The sequence below is a fragment of the Gemmatimonadales bacterium genome, from assembly GCA_030697825.1.
Lineage (GTDB): Bacteria > Gemmatimonadota > Gemmatimonadetes > Gemmatimonadales > JACORV01 > JACORV01.
The window spans coordinates 1-24626 of sequence record JAUYOW010000151.1 but is presented as its reverse complement, the minus strand read 5'-3'; the positions used below and the strand labels follow the sequence as shown (position 1 = coordinate 24626).

General features: G+C 69.6%; 24 protein-coding genes and 1 riboswitch. Of the genes, 19 read left to right on the top strand and 5 right to left on the bottom strand.

The window, feature by feature from the left end:
• Window positions 1-20 precede the first annotated feature (20 nt).
• The 8 genes from Q8Q85_08440 to Q8Q85_08405 are packed head-to-tail and all read left to right on the top strand — an operon-like array spanning window position 21 to window position 7917.
• Window positions 21-1445 carry an FAD-linked oxidase C-terminal domain-containing protein gene (locus Q8Q85_08440; GenBank protein MDP3774280.1) on the top strand — a complete coding sequence of 475 codons (1425 nt, stop codon included), beginning with the start codon at window positions 21-23 and terminating at the stop codon, window positions 1443-1445.
• The gene (locus tag Q8Q85_08435) at window positions 1442-1834 is read left to right on the top strand and encodes a hypothetical protein (protein ID MDP3774279.1); all 393 of its coding nucleotides are present in this window, start codon (window positions 1442-1444) and stop codon (window positions 1832-1834) included. Before Q8Q85_08440 ends, Q8Q85_08435 begins: the two co-directional genes overlap by 4 nt.
• On the top strand, window positions 1810-2964 hold the full coding sequence (locus Q8Q85_08430; GenBank protein ID MDP3774278.1) for an FAD-binding oxidoreductase: 1155 nt from the start codon (window positions 1810-1812) through the stop codon (window positions 2962-2964). Before Q8Q85_08435 ends, Q8Q85_08430 begins: the two co-directional genes overlap by 25 nt.
• Window positions 2961-4334 (top strand): (Fe-S)-binding protein, encoded by a 1374-nt coding sequence (locus tag Q8Q85_08425; GenBank protein ID MDP3774277.1) that lies wholly within the window; start codon window positions 2961-2963, stop codon window positions 4332-4334. Before Q8Q85_08430 ends, Q8Q85_08425 begins: the two co-directional genes overlap by 4 nt.
• Window positions 4331-5212 carry an alpha/beta fold hydrolase gene (locus Q8Q85_08420; protein ID MDP3774276.1) on the top strand — a complete coding sequence of 294 codons (882 nt, stop codon included), beginning with the start codon at window positions 4331-4333 and terminating at the stop codon, window positions 5210-5212. Before Q8Q85_08425 ends, Q8Q85_08420 begins: the two co-directional genes overlap by 4 nt.
• The gene (locus Q8Q85_08415) at window positions 5212-5907 is read left to right on the top strand and encodes an HAD family phosphatase (protein MDP3774275.1); all 696 of its coding nucleotides are present in this window, start codon (window positions 5212-5214) and stop codon (window positions 5905-5907) included. The genes Q8Q85_08420 and Q8Q85_08415 overlap by 1 nt, the downstream gene beginning before the upstream one ends.
• Window positions 5900-6913 (top strand): hypothetical protein, encoded by a 1014-nt coding sequence (locus Q8Q85_08410; protein ID MDP3774274.1) that lies wholly within the window; start codon window positions 5900-5902, stop codon window positions 6911-6913. The genes Q8Q85_08415 and Q8Q85_08410 overlap by 8 nt, the downstream gene beginning before the upstream one ends.
• Entirely contained in the window at window positions 6910-7917 is a 1008-nt protein-coding gene (locus Q8Q85_08405; protein MDP3774273.1) for an NAD-dependent epimerase/dehydratase family protein, read from the top strand. Before Q8Q85_08410 ends, Q8Q85_08405 begins: the two co-directional genes overlap by 4 nt.
• Window positions 7918-7988: 71 nt before the next feature.
• Here Q8Q85_08405 and Q8Q85_08400 read toward each other — a convergent pair whose 3' ends face one another.
• The gene (locus Q8Q85_08400; GenBank protein MDP3774272.1) at window positions 7989-8177 is read right to left on the bottom strand and encodes a hypothetical protein; all 189 of its coding nucleotides are present in this window, start codon (window positions 8175-8177) and stop codon (window positions 7989-7991) included.
• A gap of 281 nt (window positions 8178-8458) precedes the next feature.
• On the opposite strand from Q8Q85_08400, the gene Q8Q85_08395 reads away from it, so the two are divergent.
• From Q8Q85_08395 to Q8Q85_08380, 4 genes are all read left to right on the top strand, one after another.
• Complete coding sequence (locus Q8Q85_08395; protein ID MDP3774271.1) at window positions 8459-10561, top strand: molybdopterin oxidoreductase family protein; 2103 nt, start codon at window positions 8459-8461, stop codon at window positions 10559-10561.
• Between the two features lie 95 nt (window positions 10562-10656).
• On the top strand, window positions 10657-12126 hold the full coding sequence (locus Q8Q85_08390; GenBank protein ID MDP3774270.1) for a magnesium chelatase: 1470 nt from the start codon (window positions 10657-10659) through the stop codon (window positions 12124-12126).
• A 36-nt stretch (window positions 12127-12162) separates the two neighbouring features.
• Complete coding sequence (locus Q8Q85_08385; GenBank protein MDP3774269.1) at window positions 12163-13083, top strand: SPFH domain-containing protein; 921 nt, start codon at window positions 12163-12165, stop codon at window positions 13081-13083.
• 8 nt (window positions 13084-13091) lie between these two features.
• Window positions 13092-13724 (top strand): cytidylate kinase-like family protein, encoded by a 633-nt coding sequence (locus Q8Q85_08380; protein MDP3774268.1) that lies wholly within the window; start codon window positions 13092-13094, stop codon window positions 13722-13724.
• 212 nt (window positions 13725-13936) lie between these two features.
• Here the strand turns inward: Q8Q85_08380 and Q8Q85_08375 are convergent, their stop codons facing one another.
• From Q8Q85_08375 to Q8Q85_08365, 3 genes are all read right to left on the bottom strand, one after another.
• Window positions 13937-14392: a hypothetical protein gene (locus Q8Q85_08375; protein ID MDP3774267.1), complete on the bottom strand. Its 456-nt coding sequence runs from the start codon at window positions 14390-14392 to the stop codon at window positions 13937-13939.
• Window positions 14371-15864 carry a hypothetical protein gene (locus Q8Q85_08370; protein ID MDP3774266.1) on the bottom strand — a complete coding sequence of 498 codons (1494 nt, stop codon included), beginning with the start codon at window positions 15862-15864 and terminating at the stop codon, window positions 14371-14373. Before Q8Q85_08370 ends, Q8Q85_08375 begins: the two co-directional genes overlap by 22 nt.
• Before the next feature lie 227 nt (window positions 15865-16091).
• Window positions 16092-17312, bottom strand: coding sequence for an MFS transporter (locus tag Q8Q85_08365; protein MDP3774265.1), 1221 nt, complete (start codon window positions 17310-17312; stop codon window positions 16092-16094).
• Between the two features lie 35 nt (window positions 17313-17347).
• Between Q8Q85_08365 and Q8Q85_08360 the strand changes: the two genes are divergently transcribed.
• Entirely contained in the window at window positions 17348-18646 is a 1299-nt protein-coding gene (locus Q8Q85_08360) for a VWA domain-containing protein (GenBank protein MDP3774264.1), read from the top strand.
• Window positions 18647-18817: 171 nt separating this feature from the next.
• On the top strand, window positions 18818-19900 hold the full coding sequence (locus Q8Q85_08355; protein ID MDP3774263.1) for a TerC family protein: 1083 nt from the start codon (window positions 18818-18820) through the stop codon (window positions 19898-19900).
• Between the two features lie 22 nt (window positions 19901-19922).
• Here Q8Q85_08355 and Q8Q85_08350 read toward each other — a convergent pair whose 3' ends face one another.
• The gene (locus tag Q8Q85_08350; GenBank protein MDP3774262.1) at window positions 19923-20195 is read right to left on the bottom strand and encodes an ORF6N domain-containing protein; all 273 of its coding nucleotides are present in this window, start codon (window positions 20193-20195) and stop codon (window positions 19923-19925) included.
• Window positions 20196-20279: 84 nt separating this feature from the next.
• Here Q8Q85_08350 and Q8Q85_08345 point away from each other — a divergent pair, with 84 nt between their 5' ends.
• From Q8Q85_08345 to Q8Q85_08325, 5 genes are all read left to right on the top strand, one after another.
• Entirely contained in the window at window positions 20280-20852 is a 573-nt protein-coding gene (locus Q8Q85_08345; GenBank protein ID MDP3774261.1) for a YggT family protein, read from the top strand.
• Entirely contained in the window at window positions 20849-21121 is a 273-nt protein-coding gene (locus tag Q8Q85_08340; GenBank protein ID MDP3774260.1) for a DUF167 domain-containing protein, read from the top strand. Before Q8Q85_08345 ends, Q8Q85_08340 begins: the two co-directional genes overlap by 4 nt.
• Window positions 21118-21270, top strand: a complete 153-nt coding sequence (locus tag Q8Q85_08335; protein MDP3774259.1) for a hypothetical protein — start codon at window positions 21118-21120, stop codon at window positions 21268-21270. Before Q8Q85_08340 ends, Q8Q85_08335 begins: the two co-directional genes overlap by 4 nt.
• Entirely contained in the window at window positions 21258-22634 is a 1377-nt protein-coding gene (locus tag Q8Q85_08330) for an amidohydrolase family protein (protein MDP3774258.1), read from the top strand. Before Q8Q85_08335 ends, Q8Q85_08330 begins: the two co-directional genes overlap by 13 nt.
• A gap of 44 nt (window positions 22635-22678) precedes the next feature.
• Window positions 22679-22753, top strand: a riboswitch (SAM riboswitch).
• A gap of 145 nt (window positions 22754-22898) precedes the next feature.
• The coding region (locus tag Q8Q85_08325) for a homocysteine S-methyltransferase family protein (protein ID MDP3774257.1) at window positions 22899-24626 on the top strand (1728 nt) is incomplete at its 3' end.

Below are 24626 nucleotides of genomic sequence, written 5' to 3'. Positions count from 1 at the left end.
AAAATAGCTAGATTGTCTGGATGTTGACTGCCGCCACCTCGGTCCCCGACGCGCTCGCCGCGATCGTCGGGGAGCGTTACGTGCGCACCGCCCGCGCCGAGCTCGCGACCTTCTCGGCCGACGGCCTGCCGACGCACCGGCGCACGCCCGGGGTGGTCGTCTTCCCGGGCTCCACGGCCGAAGTGTGCGCGGTGCTGAGGCTTCTTGCCGCGCGAGGCGTGCCATTCGTGGCCCGGGGCGCTGGGACGGGCCTCTCGGGCGGGGCGCTGGCCGAGGCGCCCGAGGTCCTGATCACCCTGACGCGGCTGGGGAAGATCCGCTCGATCGACCCCGCCAACCGCCGCGCGGTCGTCGAACCCGGGGTGGTGAACGCCACGTTGTCCCGTGCCGCGGCTCCATTCGACCTGATGTACGCGCCCGATCCCTCGAGTCAGTCAGCCTGCACGATCGGCGGTAATGTGGCGGAGAACGCGGGCGGGCCGCACTGCCTCAAGTACGGGGTAACGACGAACCACGTCCTCTCCCTCGAGGTCGCGCTCCCGTCCGGCGAGCTGGTGCGGCTGGGGAGCGCGGCGGGGGAGCCGTGGGGACCGGACCTGGTCGGCCTCTTCGTGGGCAGCGAGGGGATGTTCGGCATCGCGACGGAGATCACGGTGCGCCTCGTGCCGATCCCGGCGTCGATCCGGACGCTGCTCGCGGACTTCACTTCGCTGCGCGCGGCGGGTGAGGCGGTGTCGAACATCATCGCGGCCGGCATCGTCCCGGCGGCGCTCGAGATGATGGACCAGAGCACGATCCAGCTGGTCGAGTCATCGATCTACGCCGCGGGGTACCCGACGGATGCCGCCGCGGTGCTCCTCGTCGAGGTGGATGGCCGGCCGGGCGGCGCGGAAGCGGAGGCCACGCACGCGGAGGCGATCTGCCGCGCCTCGGGCGCGCGCGACGTGCGCAAGGCGACGACTTCCGCCGAGCGCGAGCGGCTCTGGCAGGGGCGCAAGAAGGCGTTCGGCGCCATGGGCCGCGCCAGCGCCGACCTGGTGGTGCAGGACGCGGTGGTGCCCCGGACCGCTTTGCCCGACGTGCTCGAGGCGATCGCGGCCATCGCGGCGCGGCACCGGCTGCGCGTGAGCAACGTCTTTCACGCTGGAGACGGCAACCTGCACCCCAATCTGACCTTCGATGCGAGCGACCCCGACGAGTTGGCCCGCGTCGAGGCGGCGAGCGGCGAGATCATGAAAGTGTGCGTCACGGCGGGCGGCTCCATCACCGGCGAGCACGGCGTCGGAATAGACAAGCTGCGCTACATGCCGCTCGTCTTCGGGCCTGACGAGCTCGGCCTCATGGCCGCGGCGCGCCGCGCGTTCGATCCGGAAGCCCGGGCCAACCGGGGCAAGGTCATCCCGACCGCGCAGTGTCGCGAGTGGCGGCCCTGGAGCGACTCGTGAGCGCCATCCCGACTCGCTGGATGGCACAGATGGAGGGGCAGCTCGCGGACGCGGATCGACGGATGTCAGCGGCACAGCGCCATCTCGACGGGGGCACGGGCGGTCGCGCGATCGAGGCGGCGTACCCCGGAGTGATGGGCGCCGCGATGGTCAAGGTGTGGCTGGGGGACGAACCGTGGCACCAGCAGCGCTCACTCTCCGACTACACCCGAATGGTGCGCACCGAGTTGCCAAGCGGCTTCGCGACCCTCTTCGAGATGACGCTCGATCAGCGCAGCTTCGCGGGGTGGCGACCCGAGGACGCCCGTCCGCTGATCGAAGAGGCGAAGACCTTCGTCGCGGCCGTGCGGGCCGAGCTGGTACGATGCGCGCCGAACCCGACGGCGTAGCGGAGCAAGTCCGCGAGGCGGCCGCCGCCGGCCGCCGCCTCTTCCCGCGCGGGGCCGGATCCTGGTGGCCGGACGCGCCTCGCGACGCTTCCCTGCTCGATCTCAGGCCCTTCGACGCCCTGTCCCGTTTCGACGTCGCCGACCTCGTCGCAACCGCGGGCGCCGGATGTCCGCTCGACCAGCTGGGAGCGCGGCTCGCCGAACAGGGGGCGTGGCTGGCGCTCGATCCGCCCGGCATCTCCGGGCGCACGCTCGGCGGCGCTCTCGCCGCGGGCGGCGGCGGACCGCTCGCCGCCGGCTACGGTCCCCCGCGCGACCAGGTTCTCGGGATGACCGTGGTGGCGGGCAACGGGACCACGGTGCGGATCGGGGGGAGAGTGGTGAAGAACGTAGCCGGGTTCGACCTCGCCAAGGTCGTGATCGGCGGACACGGGGGATTCGGAGTCATCACCGAGATTAACCTGCGCCTGCGCGCCCGCGCCGAGGCGGATGCGACGCGCGCGTGGTCGGGCTCCCTCGCCGCGGTCGCCGCAGCCACCGCTCGACTGCTCGGCTCCGGGACTGCTACCGCCGCCTTCGAGGTGACTAGTCCGCCGCTCTCCGCGGCGGTCGGGTACGACCGCGCCTGGGTGCTTGCGCTGCGCGCCATCGGGACCGCCCGCGGCGTGGAAGAGGAGCTCGACGCCGCGGCCCGAACCGTGACGGCGCTGCATGACTGCCGCGAGATCACGCCCCCACCCCACACCCTACACCCTACCCCTTGGGCGGAGTGGCAGGGAATGGTCGGAAGCTGGCCCGTTGTCCTCCGCATCGGCTCCGATCCGGCGTCGTGGGGCGACGCTGTGGCGCTCGCGGGGGCGCATCTTGGCGACCTCCTCGGCATCAGCGTCACGGTGCCACGCGGCACGGTGCGCGTGGGCGCGGGAAGCGTGGCGCCTGCCGTCGTCCACGCGCTGCGCGCGGCCCTGGCCGGCCGAGGCTGGCCGGTCACACTGGAGCGCGCGGACGCGCCCACTCGCGAGGCCGCGGGCGTATGGGGCGCGCTCGCGCCCGGCGTGCGGCAGCTCACCGACGCGCTGCGCGCGACGTTCGATCCGAACGGCGTGTTCGCGGTGCCGCTGGTCGCATGAAGCTGGACGGACGGACGGACCGGGCCATCTCACCGGCGCGCCAGGGGGCCAACGCGCACGCCTGGGCCGGACTCGACGCGTGCGTGCACTGCGGGTTCTGCCTCCCGGCGTGCCCCACCTATGAGGTCACCTCGGACGAGAGCGACTCGCCGCGCGGGCGCATCGTGCTGATGCGCGCGCTGGAGCGCGGAGAGCTTCCGCCCGACGACCCGGAGATGGCCTCGCATCTCGACCGTTGTCTCGGGTGCCGGGCGTGCGAGAGCGTGTGCCCCTCGGGTGTGCTCTTCGGTCCGGCACTCGAGGCCGCGCGGGCCGAGATCACGCACACGCGGCCACTTCCTTTGCTGGTGCGCGCCGGGCTCTGGCTCCTCGCCCGACCCGAGCGCCAGAGATCGATGTGGGCGCTCTCACGCCTCGCGCGAGCCACCCGGTTGCCGGAGGTGCTCTCGCGCGGTGCGGGACCGGATGCCCCGCGTCTCGCCTCGATGCTGGCGATGCTCGCGGCGACGAGAAGCGGTCGCGGGGCGGCGAGCGTCGCGGCGTCTGCCGCGCGACGGCCGGCGCCGAGCGTGCCGTCCGACGGCCGGAGCGCGGGAGATACCGCACCCGAGCCGCCGCGCACCTCGGGCCCCGGCGACGCCGCGCGCGAGGTTGCGCTGTTCCGCGGCTGCGTCATGGACGGCCTCTTCGGCCACGTGCACGACGCCACCATCCGCACGCTGGCGGTGAACGGCGTCGTGACCAGCGAGGTGCCCGGCCAGGTATGCTGCGGCGCGCTCGCCGCGCACTCGGGCCACCAGCACCTGGCGCGCGAGCTGGCGCGCGAGAACGTGAGGGCGTTCGACGGCGCCGCACCCGGCGTAACGGTGGTGACCAACAGCGCCGGTTGTGGCGCCATGCTGAAGGCGTATGGCGAGTGGCTCACCGGGGAAGCGCTCGAGGACCGCGCTCACGACTTCGCCGCGCGGGTGCGCGACGTCACTGAGGTGCTGGCGGACCGCGGACCCAGGCGCGGCAATCCGCTGCCGTTGCGGGTCGCCTACGATGAGCCTTGCCATCTCCTGCACGCGCAGAAGGTCGCGGCGGCGCCCCGCGCCATCCTCGACGCGATCCCCGACCTCGTCCAGGTTCCCCTCGACGGCAGTGATCGGTGCTGCGGCAGCGCCGGGCTCTATTCGTTGGTCGAGCCGGAGCTGTCGAACCAGGTGCTTGGCGCGAAGCTCGAGGCGATAGGCAAGGCGCGCCCGGACGTCGTCGTCACGGGGAACCCCGGTTGCCTCATGCAGATCGGCGCCGGCACGCTGCTCCGCGGCCTCGACGTGGAGGTGCGACACCCGGTGGAGCTGCTCGATTGGTCCTACGCGACGTGACGGACGTAGCGCCGATCCTCACCCGCGCCGACGACGGCGTGGAGCTGGCCCTCTTTCATGCGTCTCCCGAGCGGCCGCGAGGCGCACCGCCGGTACTCCTGGTGCACGGCACATTCTCGAACCGCGACTTCTTCATGGGTGGGAAGAGCGAGCGCGGGCTGGCGCGGGTGCTGGCCGAACGCGGGTTCGACTCGTGGGTCGCGGAGCTGCGCGGCCACGGCCGCTCGGGGGAGGCCGGGAGGAACAGCGCGTGGCACTTCGAGGACTGGATCCGGCGCGACGCGCCGGCGCTGGTGCGTGGCGTCCTCGAGGCAACCGGCCGCGATCGGGTCGTCTGGCTGGGCCACAGCGCCGGCGGTGTGATCGCCGTCGCGTTCCTGGGAGCGGGGAGCGATCTTGCGCGCAGCGTCGTGGGTCTCGTCCTCGCCGGCACTCCCGCGCCCACCGGTCTGGGCATCCTGCAGTACCCGATGGCGGCGGCGGTGCTGGCCGTCACCCGCACCCTGGGCCGGTTCCCGGCGCGGCTTCTGGGGCTGGGGCCGGAAGACGAGCATGCGGGCATCATGGAGCAGTGGCTGCGCTGGAACCTGCGCGGCCGCTGGGTGGGCGACGACGGCACCGACTACTTCGCCGGTTGCCGGAGGATCACGGTTCCCGTGCTCGCGCTCGCGGGCGGTGGCGACTGGCTGATCGCGCCGCCATCAATCTGCGAGGACCTCGTGAACGAGTTCGGCAGCGCCGACAAGACCTTCATGAACTGCGGCCGCGCGGAGGGCTTCACCGAGGACTTCGACCACAACCGGCTGCTGGTCTCCAGCACCGCGCGTGCTGAAGTGTGGCCGGTGATCGCCGACTGGCTGGAGAGCCGCTTCGGGTGATGGACGCTCTGCTGCTCGACTTCAACGGCGTCGTCGTGAACGACGAACCCCTGCACTTCGCGTCCTTCCGCGATGTCCTGTCCGATGAGGGGCTCACCCTCGACGAGCCCACCTATTACGCCGACTATCTCGGATTCGACGACCACGCCTCGTTCCGGGAAGCGTACCGGCGGGCGAACCGCCCGCTGGAGCCGCGCACCGCGAAACGCCTGGTAGGCCGGAAGGCGGAGCGCTATGCGGCGTTCGCTGCGCGCGACCTGCCGATCGTGCCCGGAGTGACCGGCTTCGTGCGCCGCGCCGCCGCGCGCTGGCGGGTTGCGATCGCGAGCGGAGCGCTTCGCGGCGAGATCGAGTTCGGGCTGGCCTGCGCGGGCATCTCGGACGTCGTCGAGGTCATCGTGAGCGCCGAAGACGTCGGCATCACCAAGCCGGACCCCGCGGGCTACCGGCTCGCGCTCGCGCGACTCGGCGCGCCATGCGGCGAGCCAGGGACGCCCCGCGCCGTCGTCGTCGAGGACTCGCTGCCCGGACTCTACGCGGCCCGCGCGCTGGGAGCAGGCTGCGTGATGCTGACCACCTCGCACCACGCCGGCGCGCTGGCGGCGGCCGACCGCGTCTGGGCCTCGTTCGAGGGCCACCTTCCCGCCGAGCTCGACGCGCTGCTCCAGCCCGTGCAGACCGCTACCCGTGTTTGATCCCGCTGTCCCGCTCGTGCCCGAAGGCGCCGTGTCGAGTGGGGAACGCCGGGCGCTCGAAGGTGGTGTCGTCACCTTCCGGCGAACCGATGTGACACGCTTCAGCCTCGCGGGCCCAGGCCGCGTGGCCTGCGTGCAAGGACTCGTCACTTGCGATATCGAGCGGGCGGGAGACGGCGCGCATCTCTTCGGCGCGCTCCTCACCGTGAAGGGCATGGTCGTCACGCCGCTGTGGATCACGCGGCTGGTGGACGAGATCCTCGTCGAGGCGCCTGACGCGGGCGGCGCAGGAGTCCGTGAGACATTCACCCGCTCGTTGCCGCCCCGCCTCTGCCGCTCCACCGACATCTCGGCCGAGACGGCGAGCGTCGGGATCTACGGCGCCGGCGCCGACGCGATGATAGCCAGCGTGCTGCGCAGCGGGCCCGTCCCACCCGCCGCCGGCGCCGTCGCCGCGACAGTAGCAGGCCGGCAGCTCGTGGTCGCGCGAGCCGTGGCGCGCGGCGCCCCGGGATTCGACTGCGTCGTGCCGGCCGCGCACGCGGCCGCGCTCCAAGACGAGCTCGCGTCCCGGGGCGCGGTCCCAGCTTCGCCCGCCCTGCTCGAGGAATGCCGCATCCTCGCCGGCATCCCGCGCCTCGGCGCGGAGATTGACGACAAGACGCTGCCCCAGGAGGCTCGACTCGACGAGCTCGGCGCGGTCTCCTACACGAAAGGCTGCTACCTGGGCCAGGAGACGGTCGCGCGCCTGCACTTCCGCGGCCATGCCAACCGCGCTCTCGCGAGCGTAGTGCTGGAGCGCGGGCCCGCGGGCCCGCTCCCGCTGGCGCTCTCGCTGGACGGCAAGCCGGTCGGGCGGCTCACCAGCGTGGCGTGGTCGGAAGTCATGGAAGGCCATGTCGGGGTGGCGGTGATCCGGCGCGAAGTGGCCGACGGGGCGGACGTCGAACTGCCCGACGGCAGCCACGGCGTCGTGCAGGGAGCCAAGTGGCTGGGAACCCCGTGAAGGTCTTCGTGACCGGAGGAACAGGGCTGGTGGGCCGGCACGTCATCGCTGCCCTCTTGGCCCGGGGTGACCGCGTCACTGCGCTCGCCCGGAGCGACACCGCGGCCGCCGGAGTGGCGGGGATGGGCGCCGTGCCGGTGCGCGGAGACATCACGGATGCCCCGGCGATCGAGGCCGGCGTGCGCGGGGCCGACGCGGTGGTGCACGCCGCGGCCGTCGTGCTCTCCCGTCGGGGCTGGGAGCACTACCATCGGACCAACGTCGCGGCGACGGAGACCGTGGCGCGCGCGGCCGCGACCCACGGCGCTCGCCTGGTGCACCTCTCGTCGGTCGCCGTCTATGGGCGCAAGACGACCTACGATGGAGGCGAGCGGAGCGTCGATGAGTCCTTCGGCACGGATCGCCCGATCTTCCCCGGCGATCACTACGCGCGCTCCAAGCGCGAGGCGGAGCAGGCGGTGTGGCGGATGGCGCACGAGGAGGAGCCGCGACTCTCGGCCGTCGCGCTCCGGCCGTGCGTGATCTATGGCGAAGGCGACCGCCAGTTCTCCATCCGCGTCGCGCGCGCGCTCCGGCGCGGGGTAGGAATGGTGATCGGCGACGGCTCGAACCCGCTGAGCGTCGTCTATGCCGGCAACGTCGCCGCCGCGGCGCTCGCGGCGCTCGACCGCCCGGATGTCCAGGGCCCGTTCAACATCGCCAACGACGGAGCGGTCACCCAGCGCGAGTTCCTGGAGCGGTTCGCGGGCGGCCTGGGAGTGCAGCTGCGCGTGCTGGCGGTCCCGCGCTTCCTGGCGTGGCCGGCCGCCAGCGCGGCGGACATCGTGCTGCGCGCCGCGCGCCCCGGCTCGCCGATGATGCTGTTCAAGGCGGCCGTGCAGTTCCTCGGCCACGCCAACCCGTTCGTGTCGTCGCGCGCGGAGCGCGAGCTGGAATGGAGGCCCGTGGTGCCGCCGGCTGAAGCGGTGGAGCGCACCGGCCGGTGGTTCCGCGACGCGGCATGATAGTCCTCACAACACGAAGACTCGGAGCGCGAGCCCCGAGTCTTCGTGTGAGGTCGAAATGCGAGGCGCGCTTAGTTCGCCTTCTTCGTTTCGCCCATCATCTTGGACGTGTCGGCCAGGTGCGCCGTGTCGCCCATCATCGTCGAATCCATAGCCGGCGCCGCGGCCGGCGCGGCCGTCGTGTCAGCGGCGGGCGCCGCCTCGGGCTTCTTGCACGCCATCAGACCGAGGACCGCAACGGCTAGAACCAAGCGCTTCATCGCTTCTCCTATGAGAATGAGAGTATGCCAGCGGTAGCATTTCCGAGGTCCGCGCGCCGCTGCCGCCGGCCTCTACCGGGGCCAAAAGTACCCAAACCTACGGCCCTGTCAAGGGTTAGGCTCTCCGTCGGGATAACCGCTGGCCCCAACTTTTCCCCCACAATGTGACCCATGTCACCGCCAGTCAACTCGATGCTTGACAATCTGTTACGTTTCTCCGGCCTGTGGATTGCCGGCCGCCGCTTCGTTGCCTGCGCCGGGCTTCTCGCCTAACATTGTTCATGCCTCCCACCGCACCGCTGCGCCGCGTCGTTCGCGGCGCCTGCCCGCACGACTGCCCCGACACCTGCGCGATGCTCGTCACTATCGAGCGTACCGCCGAAGGCGCATGGCGTGCCGTGGACCTGCGCGGCGACCCGGATCATCCGGTGACCCGCGGCTTCCTCTGCGCCAAGGTCGATCGCTACCTCGAGCGCACCTATCACGCGGATCGCCTCACCAGTCCGCTGCGTCGCGTCGGCGCGAAGGGCGAGGGGAGGTTCGCGCCCGTCTCGTGGGACGAGGCGCTCGACGAGATCGCGCAGCGCCTGCGGCGGGTCTGCGACGAGCATGGGCCGCAGGCGATCCTTCCGTATTCCTACGCCGGGACGATGGGCTTCATCCAGGGCTCCTCGATGGACCGGAGGTTCTTCCACAGACTCGGCGCCTCGCTGCTGGACCGCACCATCTGCTCGACGGCGGGCTCGGTCGGCATGCAGATGACGGTCGGCCAGAACGTCGGTACCGACACCGAGGCGGTGGGCGACTCGAAGCTCGTAATCCTGTGGGGCACCAACACGCTCACGTCCAACCCGCACCTCTGGCCCTTCGTCCGCGCCGCGCGCGAACGAGGCGCGCCGGTGATCGCGATCGATCCCCTCACCACCCGCACCACGGCGCAGTGCGACCGCCACCTCATGATCCGCCCGGGCACGGATGCGGCGCTCGCGCTGGGGATGATGCACGTACTGTTCTCCGAAGGGCTCGCCGACCGCGACTACCTCGAACGGCATACCCTCGGCGCGGACCGGCTCGAGGCACGGGTCCGCGAGTATCCCGTGGAGCGCGTGGCTGCGATCTGCGAACTGCCATCCGAGGACATCGTGCGGCTGGCGCGCGAATACGCTGCCGCAAAGCCGGCGTTCATCAGGGTCAACTACGGACTCCAGCGTCATGCGGGCGGCGGCATGGCGGTGCGGTGCATCGCGTCGCTGCCGGCCGTGGCCGGCCACTGGCGCCACCCCGCCGGCGGCGTGCAGCTGTCGACCTCGGCGGCGCACAAATTCAACAAGGCGGCGCTAGAGCGGTTCGAACTGATCCCGCCCGGCACGCGCACCATCAACATGAGCCTGGTCGCCGAGGCGCTCACCGCGCCCGATGCCGGCGTGGGCGGGCCGCCGGTGCAAGCGCTGGTCGTCTACAACTCCAACCCGGGCGCGATCGCGCCGGACCGGACGCGAGTGCGCCGCGGGCTGGCGCGCGAGGACCTCTTCACCGTCGTGCTCGAGCACTTCCTCACCGACACCGCGCAGTTCGCCGACCTCGTGCTGCCGGCCACCACGCAGCTGGAGCACTGGGACGTGCACCTGGCCTACGGCCACTACTACGTGACGCTGAACCAGCCGAGCATCGCGCCGGTGGGCGAGTCGCTGCCGAACTCGGAGATCTTCCGCCGCCTCGCCGCTCGCATGGGCTTCGACGATCCGTGCTTCCGCGACAGCGACGAAGAGATGATCCGCCAGGCGCTCGCGAGCGGCCACCAGCACCTGGAGGGCATCACCTTCGAGCGGCTGCTCGAGCACGGCTGGGCGCGGCTCAACCTCCCGACCCCCTGGGCGCCGTACGCCGAGGGCGGGTTCGCGACGCCCTCCGGCAAGTGCGAGTTCTATTCGGAGCGGCTGGCGCAGAAGGGGCTCGACCCGGTGCCAACGTATCTGCCGCCGCGTGAGTCTCGCGAGGCGGATCCATCACTGGCGACGCGGTATCCACTCGCACTCATCTCGCCGCCGGCACACCAGTTCCTGAACTCGACCTTCGTGAACGTGGACTCGCTGCGGAAGAAGGCTGGGGCGCCCACTCTGCGCATCCATCCCCACGACGCCGCGTCGCGGCAAGTCACCGAGGGCCTGACGGTGCGGTGCTACAACGACCGTGGCGGCTTCCGGGCGGTGGCGGTGGTGACCGCGGAAGTGAAGCGCGGGGTGGTACAGGCGCCGTCGATCTGGTGGGGCAGGTTCGCGGCGGACGGGATGAACGCGAACGAGACCACGTCGGTCGCCCTGACCGACATGGGCGGCGGCGCGACCTTCTACGACAACCTGGTCGAGGTCGCGCCCGCCGACTGACGCCAGCGCTCGCGCTAGGGGCGCGTCGAATCCTAGCGGCCGAGCCCGTGCGAGGCGCCTTGGCGTCTTGGCGCCTTGGCGCCTATGTTCCCCTCATGACCAAGCCAGCCACGCTGCGGGACCTCCGGCACACCGTCTGGGGCACGCCCGAGCGGCAGCGCCGCCGGATCAAGGACGAGATGCGGCAAAACCTCCTCGCCCGCCTCGCGTCCGGCCAGACGGTGTTCCCCGGCATCTTGGGCTACGACGACACGGTGATCCCGCAGCTCCAGAACGCGGTGCTCTCCCGGCACCACTTCATCCTCCTCGGCCTGCGCGGGCAGGCCAAGACGCGCATCATACGCGGCCTGCTCCAGCTGCTCGACGAGGAGATCCCGATCCTCCAGGGGAGCGAGGTCAACGACGACCCGTTCGCCCCGATCTCCAAGTACGGGCGGCAGCTGCTGGAGGAGTGCGGCGACGCGGCGCCGATCGCGTGGCTGCCGCGCAGCCAGCGCTACATCGAGAAGCTGGCCACCCCCGACGTCACCATCGCCGACATCATCGGGGACGTGGACCCGATCAAGGCGGCGCGCGGCGGACACCTGCTCTCCGACGAGCTGACCATCCATTACGGGCTCCTGCCACGCGCCAACCGCGGGATCTTCGCGATCAACGAACTGCCTGACCTCGCCGCCAAGATCCAGGTCGGCCTTTTCAACATCATGCAGGAAGGGGACGTCCAGATCAAGGGCTATCCCATCCGCATGGAGCTGGATGTGGCGATGGTCTTCACGGCGAACCCCGAGGACTACACGGCGCGCGGCAAGATCATCACGCCGCTCAAGGACCGCGTCGGCTCCGAGATCTCCACCCACTATCCACGCACCCTGGACCTGGGCATGACGATCACCGGCCAGGAGGCTTGGGTGGCGCGCGACGGCCTCCCGATCCGGGTCCCGGACTTCGTGACGGAGGTCGTGGAACGCGTGGCATTCGAGGCGCGGGTGGACAAGCGCATCGACAAGCGCTCCGGGGTGAGCCAGCGGCTGCCGATATCGGTGCTCGAGAATGTGCTCTCCAACGCCGAGCGGCGCGCGGTGCTGAGCGGCGAACCGGCCGTCGTGCCGCGGATCTCCGACGTCTACGCCGCGGTGCCTGCCATAACCGGCAAGCTCGAGCTGGAATACGAGGGTGAGCTTCAAGGCGCCGACGCGATCGCACGGGACCTCATCCGTCGGGCCTCCGGCGCGACGTTCGAGGGGCGGGCTGGCGGCGCCAACACCGACGACATCGTCCAATGGTTCGACGAGGGCGGAGCGCTCAAGGTCTCCCACGACGAACGCTCGGACGCGCTGCTGAAGGGCTTCGGCGTCGTGCCTGGACTCCTCGACTTCATCTCGAAGGTCGGGCTGGCCGAGCGAGGCGACAGCGGGATGACCGTCGCCGCCTGCGAGCTGGTCCTCGAGGGGCTCTCGGCGCAGAAGCGCATCGCGCGCAGCGAGGAAGCGGGGTATTCGCGCGCCCGCGCCGACCGGCCCGGACCTTCCTTCCCGAAGTCCGGACCGGGCAGCCCCTACGCCTGACCCGCAGCGCACCCCACCCGCAACGAGGGTACCGATATGGCAAAGCTGATCCTGGGCGCGGCGTTCATCCTGGCCGGCGCCCTCATGATGGTCATCGCGGGCGTCGCGAAGAGCCAGGGTGGGGCGCGGCCCGCCGCCGGCATCGTGCGGACCTTTTCGCTCGTGCTGGCGGTGATCGGCGGGGGCTTCGTCCTGGGCTCGATGATCGTAGTCATCGGAGCGGGCCAGGTAGGGGTCCGGCACGCCTTCGGACGGGTGGACCTGGCACCGCTGGTGTCGGGCATCCGGTTCGTCACGCCGTGGTCGTACGTTGAGCGCTTCTCCACTCGCGAGGAACAGTACCCCGAGGCCGACGAAGCCGAGCAGATCGCGGCGCTCTCCAGCGAGCAGATGGGGATGACGGTGGACGTCGCGCTCCGGTGGCAGATCGACCCGCAGGACGCGCCGGCGATCTTCAAGGAGATCGGAATCGAGCGGCAGATCCACAGCGCGGTGCGGAACGCCATCCGCAACGGGGTGCGTGACGGGATGGTGCAGTTCACGATCAACGACATCGGCCAGCGCAACCGGATCGCCTCGGTGATGGAGGCGGAGGTCGATACGGCGCTGGTGACGCGGCCGCGTGCCGGCGGCGGCGTGTTCCGCATCGCCACGGTGACGGCGTTCTTCCTGCGCGACCTCCAGCCGCCGCCGCAGGTGGTTCAGGCGATAAACAACAAGATCGCCCAGGAGCAGCAGATCCAGACCGAGCGCCACCGGGTCGAAGTGGCGCGGCTCCAGGCCGAGCAGCAGCGGGTCCTCAACCAGACCCTGACGCCCGAGGCGCTGACCAAGCAGTACCTCGAGGTGCTCCACGACATGCGGCAGTCGAACAACCTGGTGGTGCTGGTGCCGACCGAAGGCGGCATGCCGCTGTTGGACGTTGGGGCGCTGCGCCGGAACCTCCGGCCGCGCTGAAGCCGGCGATGGCGGTCGTGACCATCACCCGGCAGTACGGCGCCGGCGGTTCCGCGGTCGCCGGGCTGGTGGCGAACGCGCTGGGGTGGACGCTGATCGACAACCAGTTCGTGGGCGAGGTCGCCAAGCGTGCCGGCCTGCCCGTTGAGACGGTTGCCGCGCGCGAGGAGCGCGCCCCGTCGCTGATGGAGCGGCTGGTGCGCGCACTCGCCACCGCCTCACCGGAGACGTTCGTGCCCGCCGCGGCGACCGGGGACGAGCCGGACGAGGAAGCGATGGTGCGCACAGCCGAGCGGGTGATCGCGGAGGCGGCGGCGCACGGCCGCGCGGTCATGGTGGGGCGCGGCGCCCAGGCGGTGCTGGCGCGCTCGAGCGCGCAGGACGCGCTCCACGCCTACATCGTGGCGCCACGGGACGCGCGCATCCGCGAGGTGATGGCGCGCGTCGGCCTGACCGAGCAGGACGCCTCCCGGACGCTCGATCAGACGGACGCGGCGCGCGACCGGTACGTCGAGCGCCACTACGGCCTGCCTCGCCAGGACCCGGCTCGCTATCACCTGGTGCTCAACACCGGCTTTCTCGGCAACGACGGCGCCGCCGACCTGATCGTCAGCGCCGCGCGCCGGCACGGCTGGGCCTAGCGCAGGACCGGACCCGGCCGGCGCCGCTCGCCTTGGGCGCCGAAATCGGCCGGCTCGATCGGATCGAAAGGTACAAGCGCCCCTTGGGGTTAGGCGATTCGAACGTGCGTCCGTTTGGAGGATCTAGCAACTGCCGGTAAACGGTACCGAACCGGACGAAGGAGGAGTCTGCCGGCGGCGGGTGGGCCCCCCCGCCGCGTGCGGCGCCGGCGCTACACGAGGATACTCCCTAAGTACTCGAGTGTGGCGGCGCGGAAAATGAGTAGGTCGCTGTACCCGGCGATCTGCACGCCCTCCACCGGTTTCGACTGCAAGAGCACGGCGTAGTACGGGCCGTATTGAAAGATCGCGTAGTCGAAGGAGTTGAGCGGCGGAGCGTGGTCGTAGATGTCGCGGAGCGCATTCCGCACCGCTCTGACGACAACCCGGCACGTCCGCGGGTCGGTGACCACAGATCGCGGGGCGGCGGGATCCAGCTGCGCAATGCCGATATCGTCCCGGAACCAGGCGAACTCGTCCTCGAAAAAGAGATGCGCGAGCGCCTCCAGGTCGAGCTCGGCGTGCGAAAGCTCCCCACACGCCCTCGTAGAGCCCTGCGCCGCTGCGGTCGCGGGCCAGCACCACAGGAGCGAGCAGACTCCCGCGATCAGAAACCGGTGGCGATACATGCGTTGCCCCCCGTGTTCACCCTGAAGTCACGCTGCGTTGGCCGGCCGCCGGTCGGCGAGGAGCGTTCGAAGCGATACACGCGCTCCGGATCGAGCACATAACCCGGGAAAGGAGCGATGCCGTCTTTCCACGGCCCCAGATCTGCCCGGCTCGGTCCCGGATCGAACCGGAGTCGGGGCTCCGGCCGCGTCTGCGTCACGAACCCGTTGCCCTGCAGCCTCACTTGGAGACAGTTCCCCGGATTCGGGAAGACGCCCGAGTGTACCGCATGCGTGTGCACCTGCCCCAATACTGTGACCGCGGGGTCACTCATGAGATCCCGGATGACAGCGGGATCGGACACCAGCGCGCAAAGATTTGGTTCCAGAAGATACTGGTGCTCCACGAACTCAGTCCGGCCGCCCCGCTCGACAATATACCCGCCGCGTTCGACCCGGTTCGCCAGCGGCTGTGCAAACCCGCTCCGCTGCGCCAGGCCAAGGAGCAGTCGCTGCACCGCCGGATCGAGCAGCAGCGGATCGTCCACCGCACCGTCGAACAACGCGCAATCTTTCAGGAACGAGAGCCCATCGTACGCCACGTAATCACCTGAGGCGGGAACCAAGAGCACCGCGGCGATGCCGATGGCGCTGACCGTTCGGGTGGACGTCGTGAACTGTCCAGGACTGTTGTCGCCAGCGAAAGCGACGGACCCGATCGTATTGCCGTTCGCGTCGAGGGCCACCATCCGATTGCCGGCAAAATCCGGGTCGAGCACCGTGATCGTCACTCGGCTGACCGTAGGTGAGAAGCCCACGCGAATCGTGGACGACGCCCCGGTACCGGGATCGCTCTGGAAGCCCCCAAACGGCCCACCGGTCACGTAGGGTGTGATCGTAACGGTCACTCCACAGTGCGTGCCCGGCGCCGGCACCGGACATTCGCCTTCCTGCGCCGCCGCGAGCGCCAACTGCCAACGACTTTCGGCTACCCACGGCGTTTCCGCCCGGACCACGCGAGCGCCACCACGCACCAGTTGGGTGAGCCGCGGCTCACCACCCACCGGCGGACCGTTCACCTCTCGCGGGAGGGCGTACCGGATCGTGATCACGCCACGGGCTTCGAAGCGGTGGACCGGGACAGGCTCGCCATCTGCCTCGAGCCACAGCTCGCGGGTCACACCCTCGACCGACGCAACCAGACGGATCGGTCGTCGCAGCTCCGTCGAACCGGCACCATCGACCGTCCAGCTCAACGCGACATCGGACCCGGGGTCCGCCACGATCTCGAACTCGCCCAGATACGTCAACGCGCCGGCCGAGTCAGGGTGCGCCCGTGAAGCCGCGAAGGGTCGCGCATCGACGAGCAGATCACAGGCTCGGCAGAGACTCGGCAGAACCGTCTCGCTCGACACCAGGAGCCTCCCGGCGTCACCACACCCCGATACCAGCAACGTCAGCACGAATGCGCCGCCAAGCTGTCGCTTCCGCATTGCTCCCCGGGGCCGCCTTTCAGCCAATTCGCTCGAATCCTGGAGGAAATCTAGTCTAGTGTGGTGTCCTTGCTTGCGCAATTCGGGCCTGGCATCTTTGGTCGCGGCCGAAACCCGGCTGTCGTTCAAGCAACGTCACGGCGCCTAACGTACTCTGTCAGCCTGCCGCCGAAGCGACTCGGACCGAGCGCCTCGGACTTCCGAAAGCAACTCCTTGGGACACTACGCTAGCGCAGCCTCGTCACCTCGGGCACGACCCGCCACATCACGACCGCGCTCACGAAGCAAACGGCGGCCCCGACCGCGACCGCCGCCGGCGCCCCGAACCGCCCCGCCATCAGGCCCACCTGCAGCGACCCGATCGGCGCGAAGCCCACGAACACGAAGGTCCAGAAACCCATCACCCGGCCGCGCAGGGCGTCGGGCGTCAGCGTCTGGAGCAGGGTGTTCGTCACCGCGTTCTCCAGCACCATCGCCACGCCGCTAAGGGCCAGCGCAAGCATCGCCAGCGGGAACCACCGCGAGAGCGCGAACCCGCCCACCGCGAGCGCGAATGCCGGGCCCGACCAGAGGATGATCTTCCCCTTGCGCATCCGCGGCCCGAGCACCGCGAGGCCCAGCGCCGAGACCAGCGCGCCCACGCCGATCGACGCGGTGAGCAGCCCGAAGCCCCGCGCCCCGACGTGCAGCACGTCGCGCGCGAAGACCGGCATGAGCACCACGTACGGGAAGCCGAACACGCTGAGGATCGCGGTCATGAGGATGAGCGCGCGTATCCTCCGGTCGCCGATCGCGAACCGCGCGCCTTCCTTGAACCGCTCCCAGCCGTTGGTGGTGGACTCGGCGGGGGGGTGCGGCGGGAGCTTCATGCGCGCCAGGCCGACGATCACCGCCACGTATGACGCCGCGTTCAGCAGAAAGCACACCGCCACGCCCACCGCGCTGATGAGCAGCCCCGCCACGGCCGGCCCCAACACCCGGGTGGCATTGAAGGCCGACGAGTTGAGCGCGATGGCGTTCATCAGATCGTCCTTCCCCACCAGGTCCACCATGAACGACTGGCGAGCCGGCACTTCGAACGCGAAGACCAGGCCCACCAGCGTGGCGATCAGCCCCACCTGCCACGGGGCGACGTCGTGGCGCGCGGCCAGGATGCCCAGCACCAGCGCCAGCACCAGCAGCAGCGACTGGGCGACCATGACGACGCGGTGCTTGTTGGTCCGGTCCACGTAGACGCCGGCGGGGAGCGAGAAGAGGAGCACCGGCAGCGAGCCCAGCGCGCTCACCAGCCCCACCGCGAAGGCCGAGTTGGTGAGCTGGAGGACCAGCCACCCCTGCCCCAGGCTCTGCATCCACGTACCGATGAGACTGATCGTCTGGCCGGTGAAGAAGAGGCGGTAGTTCCGGTGGCGGAGGGACGCGAACGGGGACGGGGATGCACCGGGCATTGCCGGAATGTGGGGCCGTGGCCAGCTTAGGAGAAGTGCGCACCACCACGTTCTCCAAGTACGTCGCGCAGCTCGCCGACGCGGTCAATCTCCAGGAGCTGCTCGACCAGCTCGCCGACTTCCTCCTCCAGTCGGGGTTCGCGGGCGGGGCCTCTTCACACCCCTACTGGGGCGACTTCGGGGGTGACGAGACCGAGCACTCGATGGACGCGTTGAAGGAGGCGATCCTCCAGGCGCTGAAGGACTCCGGGCTGCTGACGCCGGATATGCTGGCCATCATGCGCGGCGAGAGCACCGGTGATGCGGAGAAGGACGCCGAGCTCAAGCAACAGATCGCGGAGCTGCTGGACCAGATCGTGCAGCGCCTCGCGAGCGACGGGTACCTCAACGTCACCGAGGCGCCGCGCATGCCGGGCGGGCACGAGGAGGTCACCGGGCACGAGCGCCAAGCGCGCGACGCGGCCCAGCAGGTGCAGTTCAACCTGACCCAGAAAGGCCTCGACTTCCTCGGCTACCGCGCCTTGCGCAACCTGCTGGGCAGCATCGGGCGCTCGAGCTACGGGAGCCACGACACCCCGTACCTGGCGACCGGCGTCGAGGCCGAGGCCGCGAGCAAGCCTTACGAGTTCGGCGACACGATGAACCTCGACGTGAACGCCACCCTGCTCTCGGCGATCAAGCGCGAGGGGCCCGGCGTGCCGCTGAACCTCGAGTACGGCGACCTCATGGTGCACCAGGCCGAGTACCGCTCCAGCGCGGCCACGGTGCTGATGCTCGACTGCTCGCACTCCATGGTGCTCTACGGCGAGGACCGCTTCACCCCGGCCAAGAAGGTCGCGCTCGCCCTCACCCACCTCATCCGCACCCAGTTCCCCGGCGACACGCTGAAGGTCGTCCTCTTCCACGACTCCGCCGAGGAGATCCCGCTGTCCAGGCTGGCGCAGGCGCAGGTGGGGCCGTACCACACCAACACCGCCGAGGGGCTCAAGCTGGCGCGGCGGCTCCTCACCGCGCAGCGCAAGGACATGCGGCAGATCGTCATGATCACCGACGGCAAGCCCTCGGCGCTCACGATGCCCAACGGGCGGGTCTACGTGAACTCGGTCGGCCTCGACCCCAAGATCCTCGCGGCGACCTACCGGGAGGTCGCGCTCTGCAAGCGCAACGGGATCATGATCAATACGTTCATGCTCGCGCGCGACCGCTCGCTGGTGGATTTCGTGAAGAAGGTGGCGGAGATCTGCCGCGGGAAGGCGTATTTCACGACCACGATGACCCTCGGTCAGTTCATCCTGATGGACTTCATGAAGCGGAAGACCCGCCGGGTGTCCTAGCTCATCCCTAGCGGAACCCGATCCGCCGACGCTCCGGGTTAAGGACGTGGACCTGGCGGCGGACGGGCGAGCGCCGGCGTCATCACCTGCACCCCTCGCTGGTGCAGCGCTAGACAGTTCTGTTCAATTACTAGTTAGGCGGCTCGAGCCCAGGACGGAGTAAGGTTCGGCATGATCTGGATCTGGATAGCATTCATCGCGTTTGTCCTGCTGATGCTGGCACTGGACCTGGGGGTCTTTCACCGCAAGGCCCACGTCGTCACCGTCAAAGAAGCCCTCGCCTGGTCCGCGGTGTGGCTGGCCTTGGGGGTGGCGTTTGCCGTGTTCGTGTACTTCTCCTACGACGCCCAGTGGTTCGGCCTTGGCTCAGTGGCGGACGCCGTCGATGGACTGCCAAACGACGGCTCAACGGCAACGGAGAAGTACCTGACCGGCTACATCGTCGAGAAGTCGCTCAGCGTGGACAACATCTTCGTGATCGCCATGATCTTCAGTTCCTTCGCAGTGCCGCCGCTCTACCAGCACCGCGTGTTGTTCTGGGGCATCCTGGGCGCTCTACTCCTGCGCGGCGCGATGATCGCTCTCGGGGCGAAGCTAATCGCTGAGTTCCACTGGGTTCTGTACCTCTTTGCAATCTTCTTGATCCTTACAGCAATCAAGATGCTCTTCCTCAAGACGGAACACACCGATCCAAACCAGAATGTCGTGGTCCGGTTGACACGACGCTTATTTCCGGTTAGCGCCAGGTTCCACGGGGAGCACTTCATCGTTCGCGCGGGCGCGCCTGCATCGTACGAGAGCGAGATCCCCGGTGCGCCCGCAGTGCCCGACGAGGTCGTCGAGGCGGCTCGACCGGGGACACTGCTTCTTACGCCTCTCGCGCTGGCACTCGTCATGGTTGAGACGACAGATGTTATCTTCGCGGTGGACTCGATCCCGGCGATCTTTGCCATTACGAGCGACCCATTCCTAGTTTTCACCAGCAACGTATTCGCGATCCTGGGTCTCCGGTCGCTCTATTTCGCCCTGGCCGGGATGGTGAAGAAGTTCCGATACCTGAAGGTCTCGCTCGCACTGGTCCTGATGGTAGTGGGCGTGAAGATGTTGCTTGCCGAATGGCTGAAGCTCGCCCTCGGGAAGCACTTCAACTTGTACTTGCTGACTGTGGTCCTCTCGATCCTGGCAGCGGGCGTGGCAGCATCCGTACTAGCGGAGCGGCGTCGAATGAGCCGCCTAACAAGCCGATCAAGCTGACGGTCGCTGCGGCGCCCGCAGCTTATCGGCAGGTCGTTAGGCAGCTACCAAGACGGGCGAGACCCAAGAGTTTCTGCGTGCTGCCGATGTCTGCGTCGGCCTCACTTGAAAGCATCGCGACGCCTTGTTCCGTGAAGGCGTACGGCGCATGGCGAACGCCCGCGCGCCCCTTCTTTGAAATCACGCGCGGTTCGACGCCGTACAGCTCCCCCAAGTCTGGGCTCAACATGACCTTCTGACCTCGTATCCAGTAGATTCTTTGCTGAATGCGCTCAAGCGGCATGAGATTGGCCACCGCCGGCGCCTCCTCTGAGCGCGTAAGCTGAGAATGGCCCTCACCAGGCCGTCACCACCATGAGGTCAACTAGAGGTCCCAGGCGTGATCGACGCAACCCTCCTTCTCCTTCGCTACGCCGTCTTCGGCGCCGCCAGCCTCGCCGTGCTCGGCGCGCTGGGAGCGATGGCCGTACAGCGCCGGACCCTCAACCCCTTCGGCCGGCCGGCCCGTCTCATCCGCGACCTGACCGACCCGCTGCTCAGGCCCTTCGAGCGCCGGCTGCTGCGCGGCGGCGGGAACCCCCAGAACGCCCCGTGGTGGCTCGTCGCCACCGCCGTCTTTGGCGGCATCCTCGCCATCACGGCGGTCGAGTGGATCGTCCGGCAGATCTTCATGCTGCTGGGCGCCGCCACCGGCGGCGCGCGGCCGATCCTCGCCCTGCTCATCGACTGGACCTTCAGCCTGCTGATGCTCGCGCTCATCGTGCGCGTGATCGGCTCGTGGGTCGGCGCGTCGCGCCACACCCGTTGGATGCGGCCGTTCGTCGCCCTCACCGAGTGGTTCCTGGGTCCGCTGCGAAGCGTGCTGCCCGCGTTCGGCCCGTTCGACTTCTCACCGCTGGTCGCCTGGTTCCTGCTCTCGTTGCTGCGCTCCTTCATCCTTCGGAGCCTGTGACCGCGCGCGTCACCGTCCAGGTGCAGCCGCGCGCCAAGCGCACCGAGGTGGCGGGCCGCCATGGCGACGCCGTAAAGGTCAGGGTCGCCTCCCCGCCGGTGGACGGCGCCGCGAACGCCGAGCTGCTCCGGTTCCTCGCCGAGCGACTCGGCGTGCCGAAGAGCGCCTTCCGGATCGCGAGCGGCGCGACGGGGCGGCGCAAGACACTCGAAGTCGAGGGCCTCACCACCGCGGAGGCCGTCCACCTCCTCCTCGGGAGCGCCCCGTGAAGGGGATGCGGAAGCTGTTCACCTGGGTTGTCGGTCCGACCGTCGTCGGCGCCGTCGGTCAGGCGCTGGGCGGAATGGCGGGGGTCGTCATCGGGTCCGTCGTCGGGATCTTCGTCGGATGGTGGGCGGGGCGACGGTGGTTCAGCTGAACCACCGACCGATCACCCTCTTTGTCGCGGCCGCGGCGCTCGCCGTCGCGGTTCCCTCGGGCGCCCAAGAGCCGCCCACGGTCGTCGCCTTCACGAACGTCAACGTCGTCCCGATGGACCGCGAGCGGGTGCTCGCGAACCAGACGGTGGTCGTGCGCGATGGCCGGATCGCCGAGATCGGCCCCGCCGCCCGCGTGCGCGTGCCCGATGACGCGCTCCGGATCGACGGACGCGGCCGGTACCTGGTGCCCGGCGTCGCCGAGATGCACGCCCACATCCCGGGAGGCAACGCGTCGCCGGCGTGGGTCGAGCGGGTCCTGTTCCTCTACCTGGCCAACGGCGTCACGACGATCCGCGGGATGCTGGGCGGGCCGTCCCACCTGACGCTCCGGGATCGCGCGGCGCGCGGCGAGATACTGAGCCCGACCATCTACACCTCGGGCCCGTCCTTCAACGGCAACTCGGCCACGAGCCCCGAGGTCGCGCGCCGCATGGTGGAGGAGCAGCGCGCCGCCGGCTACGATTTCCTCAAGATCCACCCGGGCGTTCCGCGCGTCGCGTTCGACACCATGGCCGCCACAGCGCAGCGCGTGGGGATTCGCTTTTCGGGCCACGTGCCGCTCGAGGTGGGCCTGGAGCGCGCGCTCGAGGCCCGCTACGCCAGCATCGACCACCTTGATGGCTACCTGGAGTGGCTGGCCGGCATGCCCCGGGGCCCGTCGCAGTGGTTCGGCCTCAACCTCGCCGGGCGCGTCAACGAAAGCCGCATCGCACAGGCGGCACGCATCACCCGCGAGGCCGGCGTGTGGGTCGTGCCGACCGAGGCGCTCATGGAGAGCTACGTCGGCTCCGAGCCGCCGGAGGAGATGGCCCGCTGGCCCGGGATGGAATACCTGCCTGCGGCGATGGTGCGGCAGTGGATCCAGCAGCTCACCAACTTCCGCTCGCAGGGCGCATGGACCCCCGAGCGGGCCGAGCGGTTCCTGGCGATCCGCAAGCGGCTGATCCGGGAGCTGCACGCGGCCGGCGTCGGCATCCTCCTCGGCTCCGACGCCCCGCAGGTGATGAATGTGCCCGGCTTCTCGATCCACCGGGAGCTCAGGAGCTACGTGGCGGCAGGCCTCACACCCTACCAGGCGCTGGAAACAGGGACGCGCAACGTCGCCCGCTTCTTCGGCGCGGAGCGGGAGTTCGGCACGGTCGAGGCGGGCAAGCGCGCCGACCTCGTCCTGCTCGATGCCGACCCGCTGGCCGACATCGGCAACTTCCGGCGCCAGGCGGGGGTGATGGTGGGGGGCCGCTGGCTGCCGCGGGAGGAAGTCGAACGCCGTCTGGCGACCATCGCCGCAGCCCCCGGAGAATAGGGCCGTGGCGCCCGGCGCCCCGCCGCGCTAGATTGGTTCTCGACAACCGACGTCGTGGCGATTTACGGCATATTGCGGCCACGTTAAACATCCCGCTAAAAAGCCGGCCCGGTGGTGCCAGCTTTTCAGGCGCCGCCGGTTTTGACGTTATGAGGGAGCGGGGAGCCGGGAGCCGTACCTTGGGTGCTCGATTCGGCTCTCGGATGCCCGAACGGACACCGATGGTCCGGCTCCCGGCTCCCGGCTCGCAGATACAGGCGGACCATGAACGCTGTAACGCGGCGGGCACAACTCGAAAAGGCGCTCACGGAGCGGATCCTCGTGCTCGATGGGGCGATGGGCACGATGATCCAGACGTACGGCCTGGAGGAGGCCGACTATCGCGGTGAGCGGTTCCGGGCCCATCCGGTGCCGCTCAAGGGGAACAGCGACCTCCTCTCGCTCACGCGCCCCGACATCATCAGCGCCATCCATCGCGCGTACTTCGAGGCCGGCGCCGACATCGCCGAGACGAACACCTTTAATAGTACGGCGATCGCGCAGGCAGACTACCGACTGGAAGGGGCGGTCCGCGACCTCAACCTCGCCGGCGCGCGACTCGCCCGCGCCGTCGCCGATGAGTTCACGGCGCGCGAGCCTCACCAGCCGCGCTTCGTGTGCGGCATCCTCGGCCCGACCAACCGCACCGCGTCGCTCTCCCCCGACGTGAACGACCCTGGCTTCCGCGGCGTCACCTTCGACCAGCTGGTCGCGGCGTACACCGAACAGGCCGAAGCGCTGCTCGACGGCGGCGCCGACCTGCTCATGGTCGAGACCGTCTTCGACACGCTGAACTGCAAGGCGGCGCTCTTCGCCATACGCGGCGTGCTCGAGCGGCGCGGCGCCGACGTGCCGCTCCTGGTCTCCGGCACCATCACCGACGCGAGCGGCCGCACCCTTTCGGGCCAGACGCTCGAGGCGTTCTGGAACTCGGTCCGCCACGCCGACCTCTTCAGCATCGGCCTCAACTGCGCGCTGGGCGCGAAGCAGCTCCGCCCCTACGTGGAAGAGCTGGCCGGCCTGGCGGACCGGCGGGTGAGCTGTCACCCCAACGCCGGCCTGCCTAACGAGTTCGGGCAGTACGAGCAGTCGCCCGAGGCGATGGCGGGGATGCTGGGCGAGTGGGCGAGGAGCGGCTTCCTGAACATCGTGGGCGGCTGCTGCGGCACCACGCCGGCGCACATCCGCGCCATCGCGGAGGCGGTGCACGGCGTGCCTCCGCGACGCATCCCGGATGTCCCGCGCGTCACCCGGCTCGCCGGCCTCGAGCCGCTGCGCATGTGGCCGGGCTCCCTGTTCGTCAACGTCGGGGAACGGACCAACGTCACCGGCTCGTCGAAGTTCGCCGAGCTCGTCAAGCAGGGCGACTACGACAAGGCGCTCGACGTGGCGCGGCAGCAGGTCGAGAACGGCGCGCAGATCATAGACGTGAACATGGACGAGGGGATGCTCGACTCGCAGGCGGCCATGGTCAGGTTCCTGAACCTGATCGCGGCCGAGCCCGACATCAGCAAGGTCCCGGTGATGATCGACTCCTCGAAATGGGAGGTGATCGAGGCCGGGCTCAAGTGCGTGCAAGGCAAGGGCATCGTCAACTCCATCAGCCTGAAGGAGGGCGAGCCGGCGTTCGCCGGGCGGGCCACGCTGGTGCGCCGCTACGGCGCCGCGGTCGTCGTGATGGCGTTCGACGAGCAAGGCCAGGCCGACACGGCAGACCGCAAGGTGGCCATCTGCGCGCGGGCCTACCGAATCCTCACCGAGCAGGTCGGCTTCCCGCCCGAGGACATCATTTTCGACCCGAACATCTTCGCGGTCGCCACGGGTCTGGCCGAGCACGCCAACTACGGCGTGGATTTCATCGAGGCTACGCGCTGGATCAAGGCCAACCTGCCGGGGGTGCGCGTCTCCGGCGGCGTGTCGAATGTGTCGTTCTCGTTCCGCGGCAACAACGCC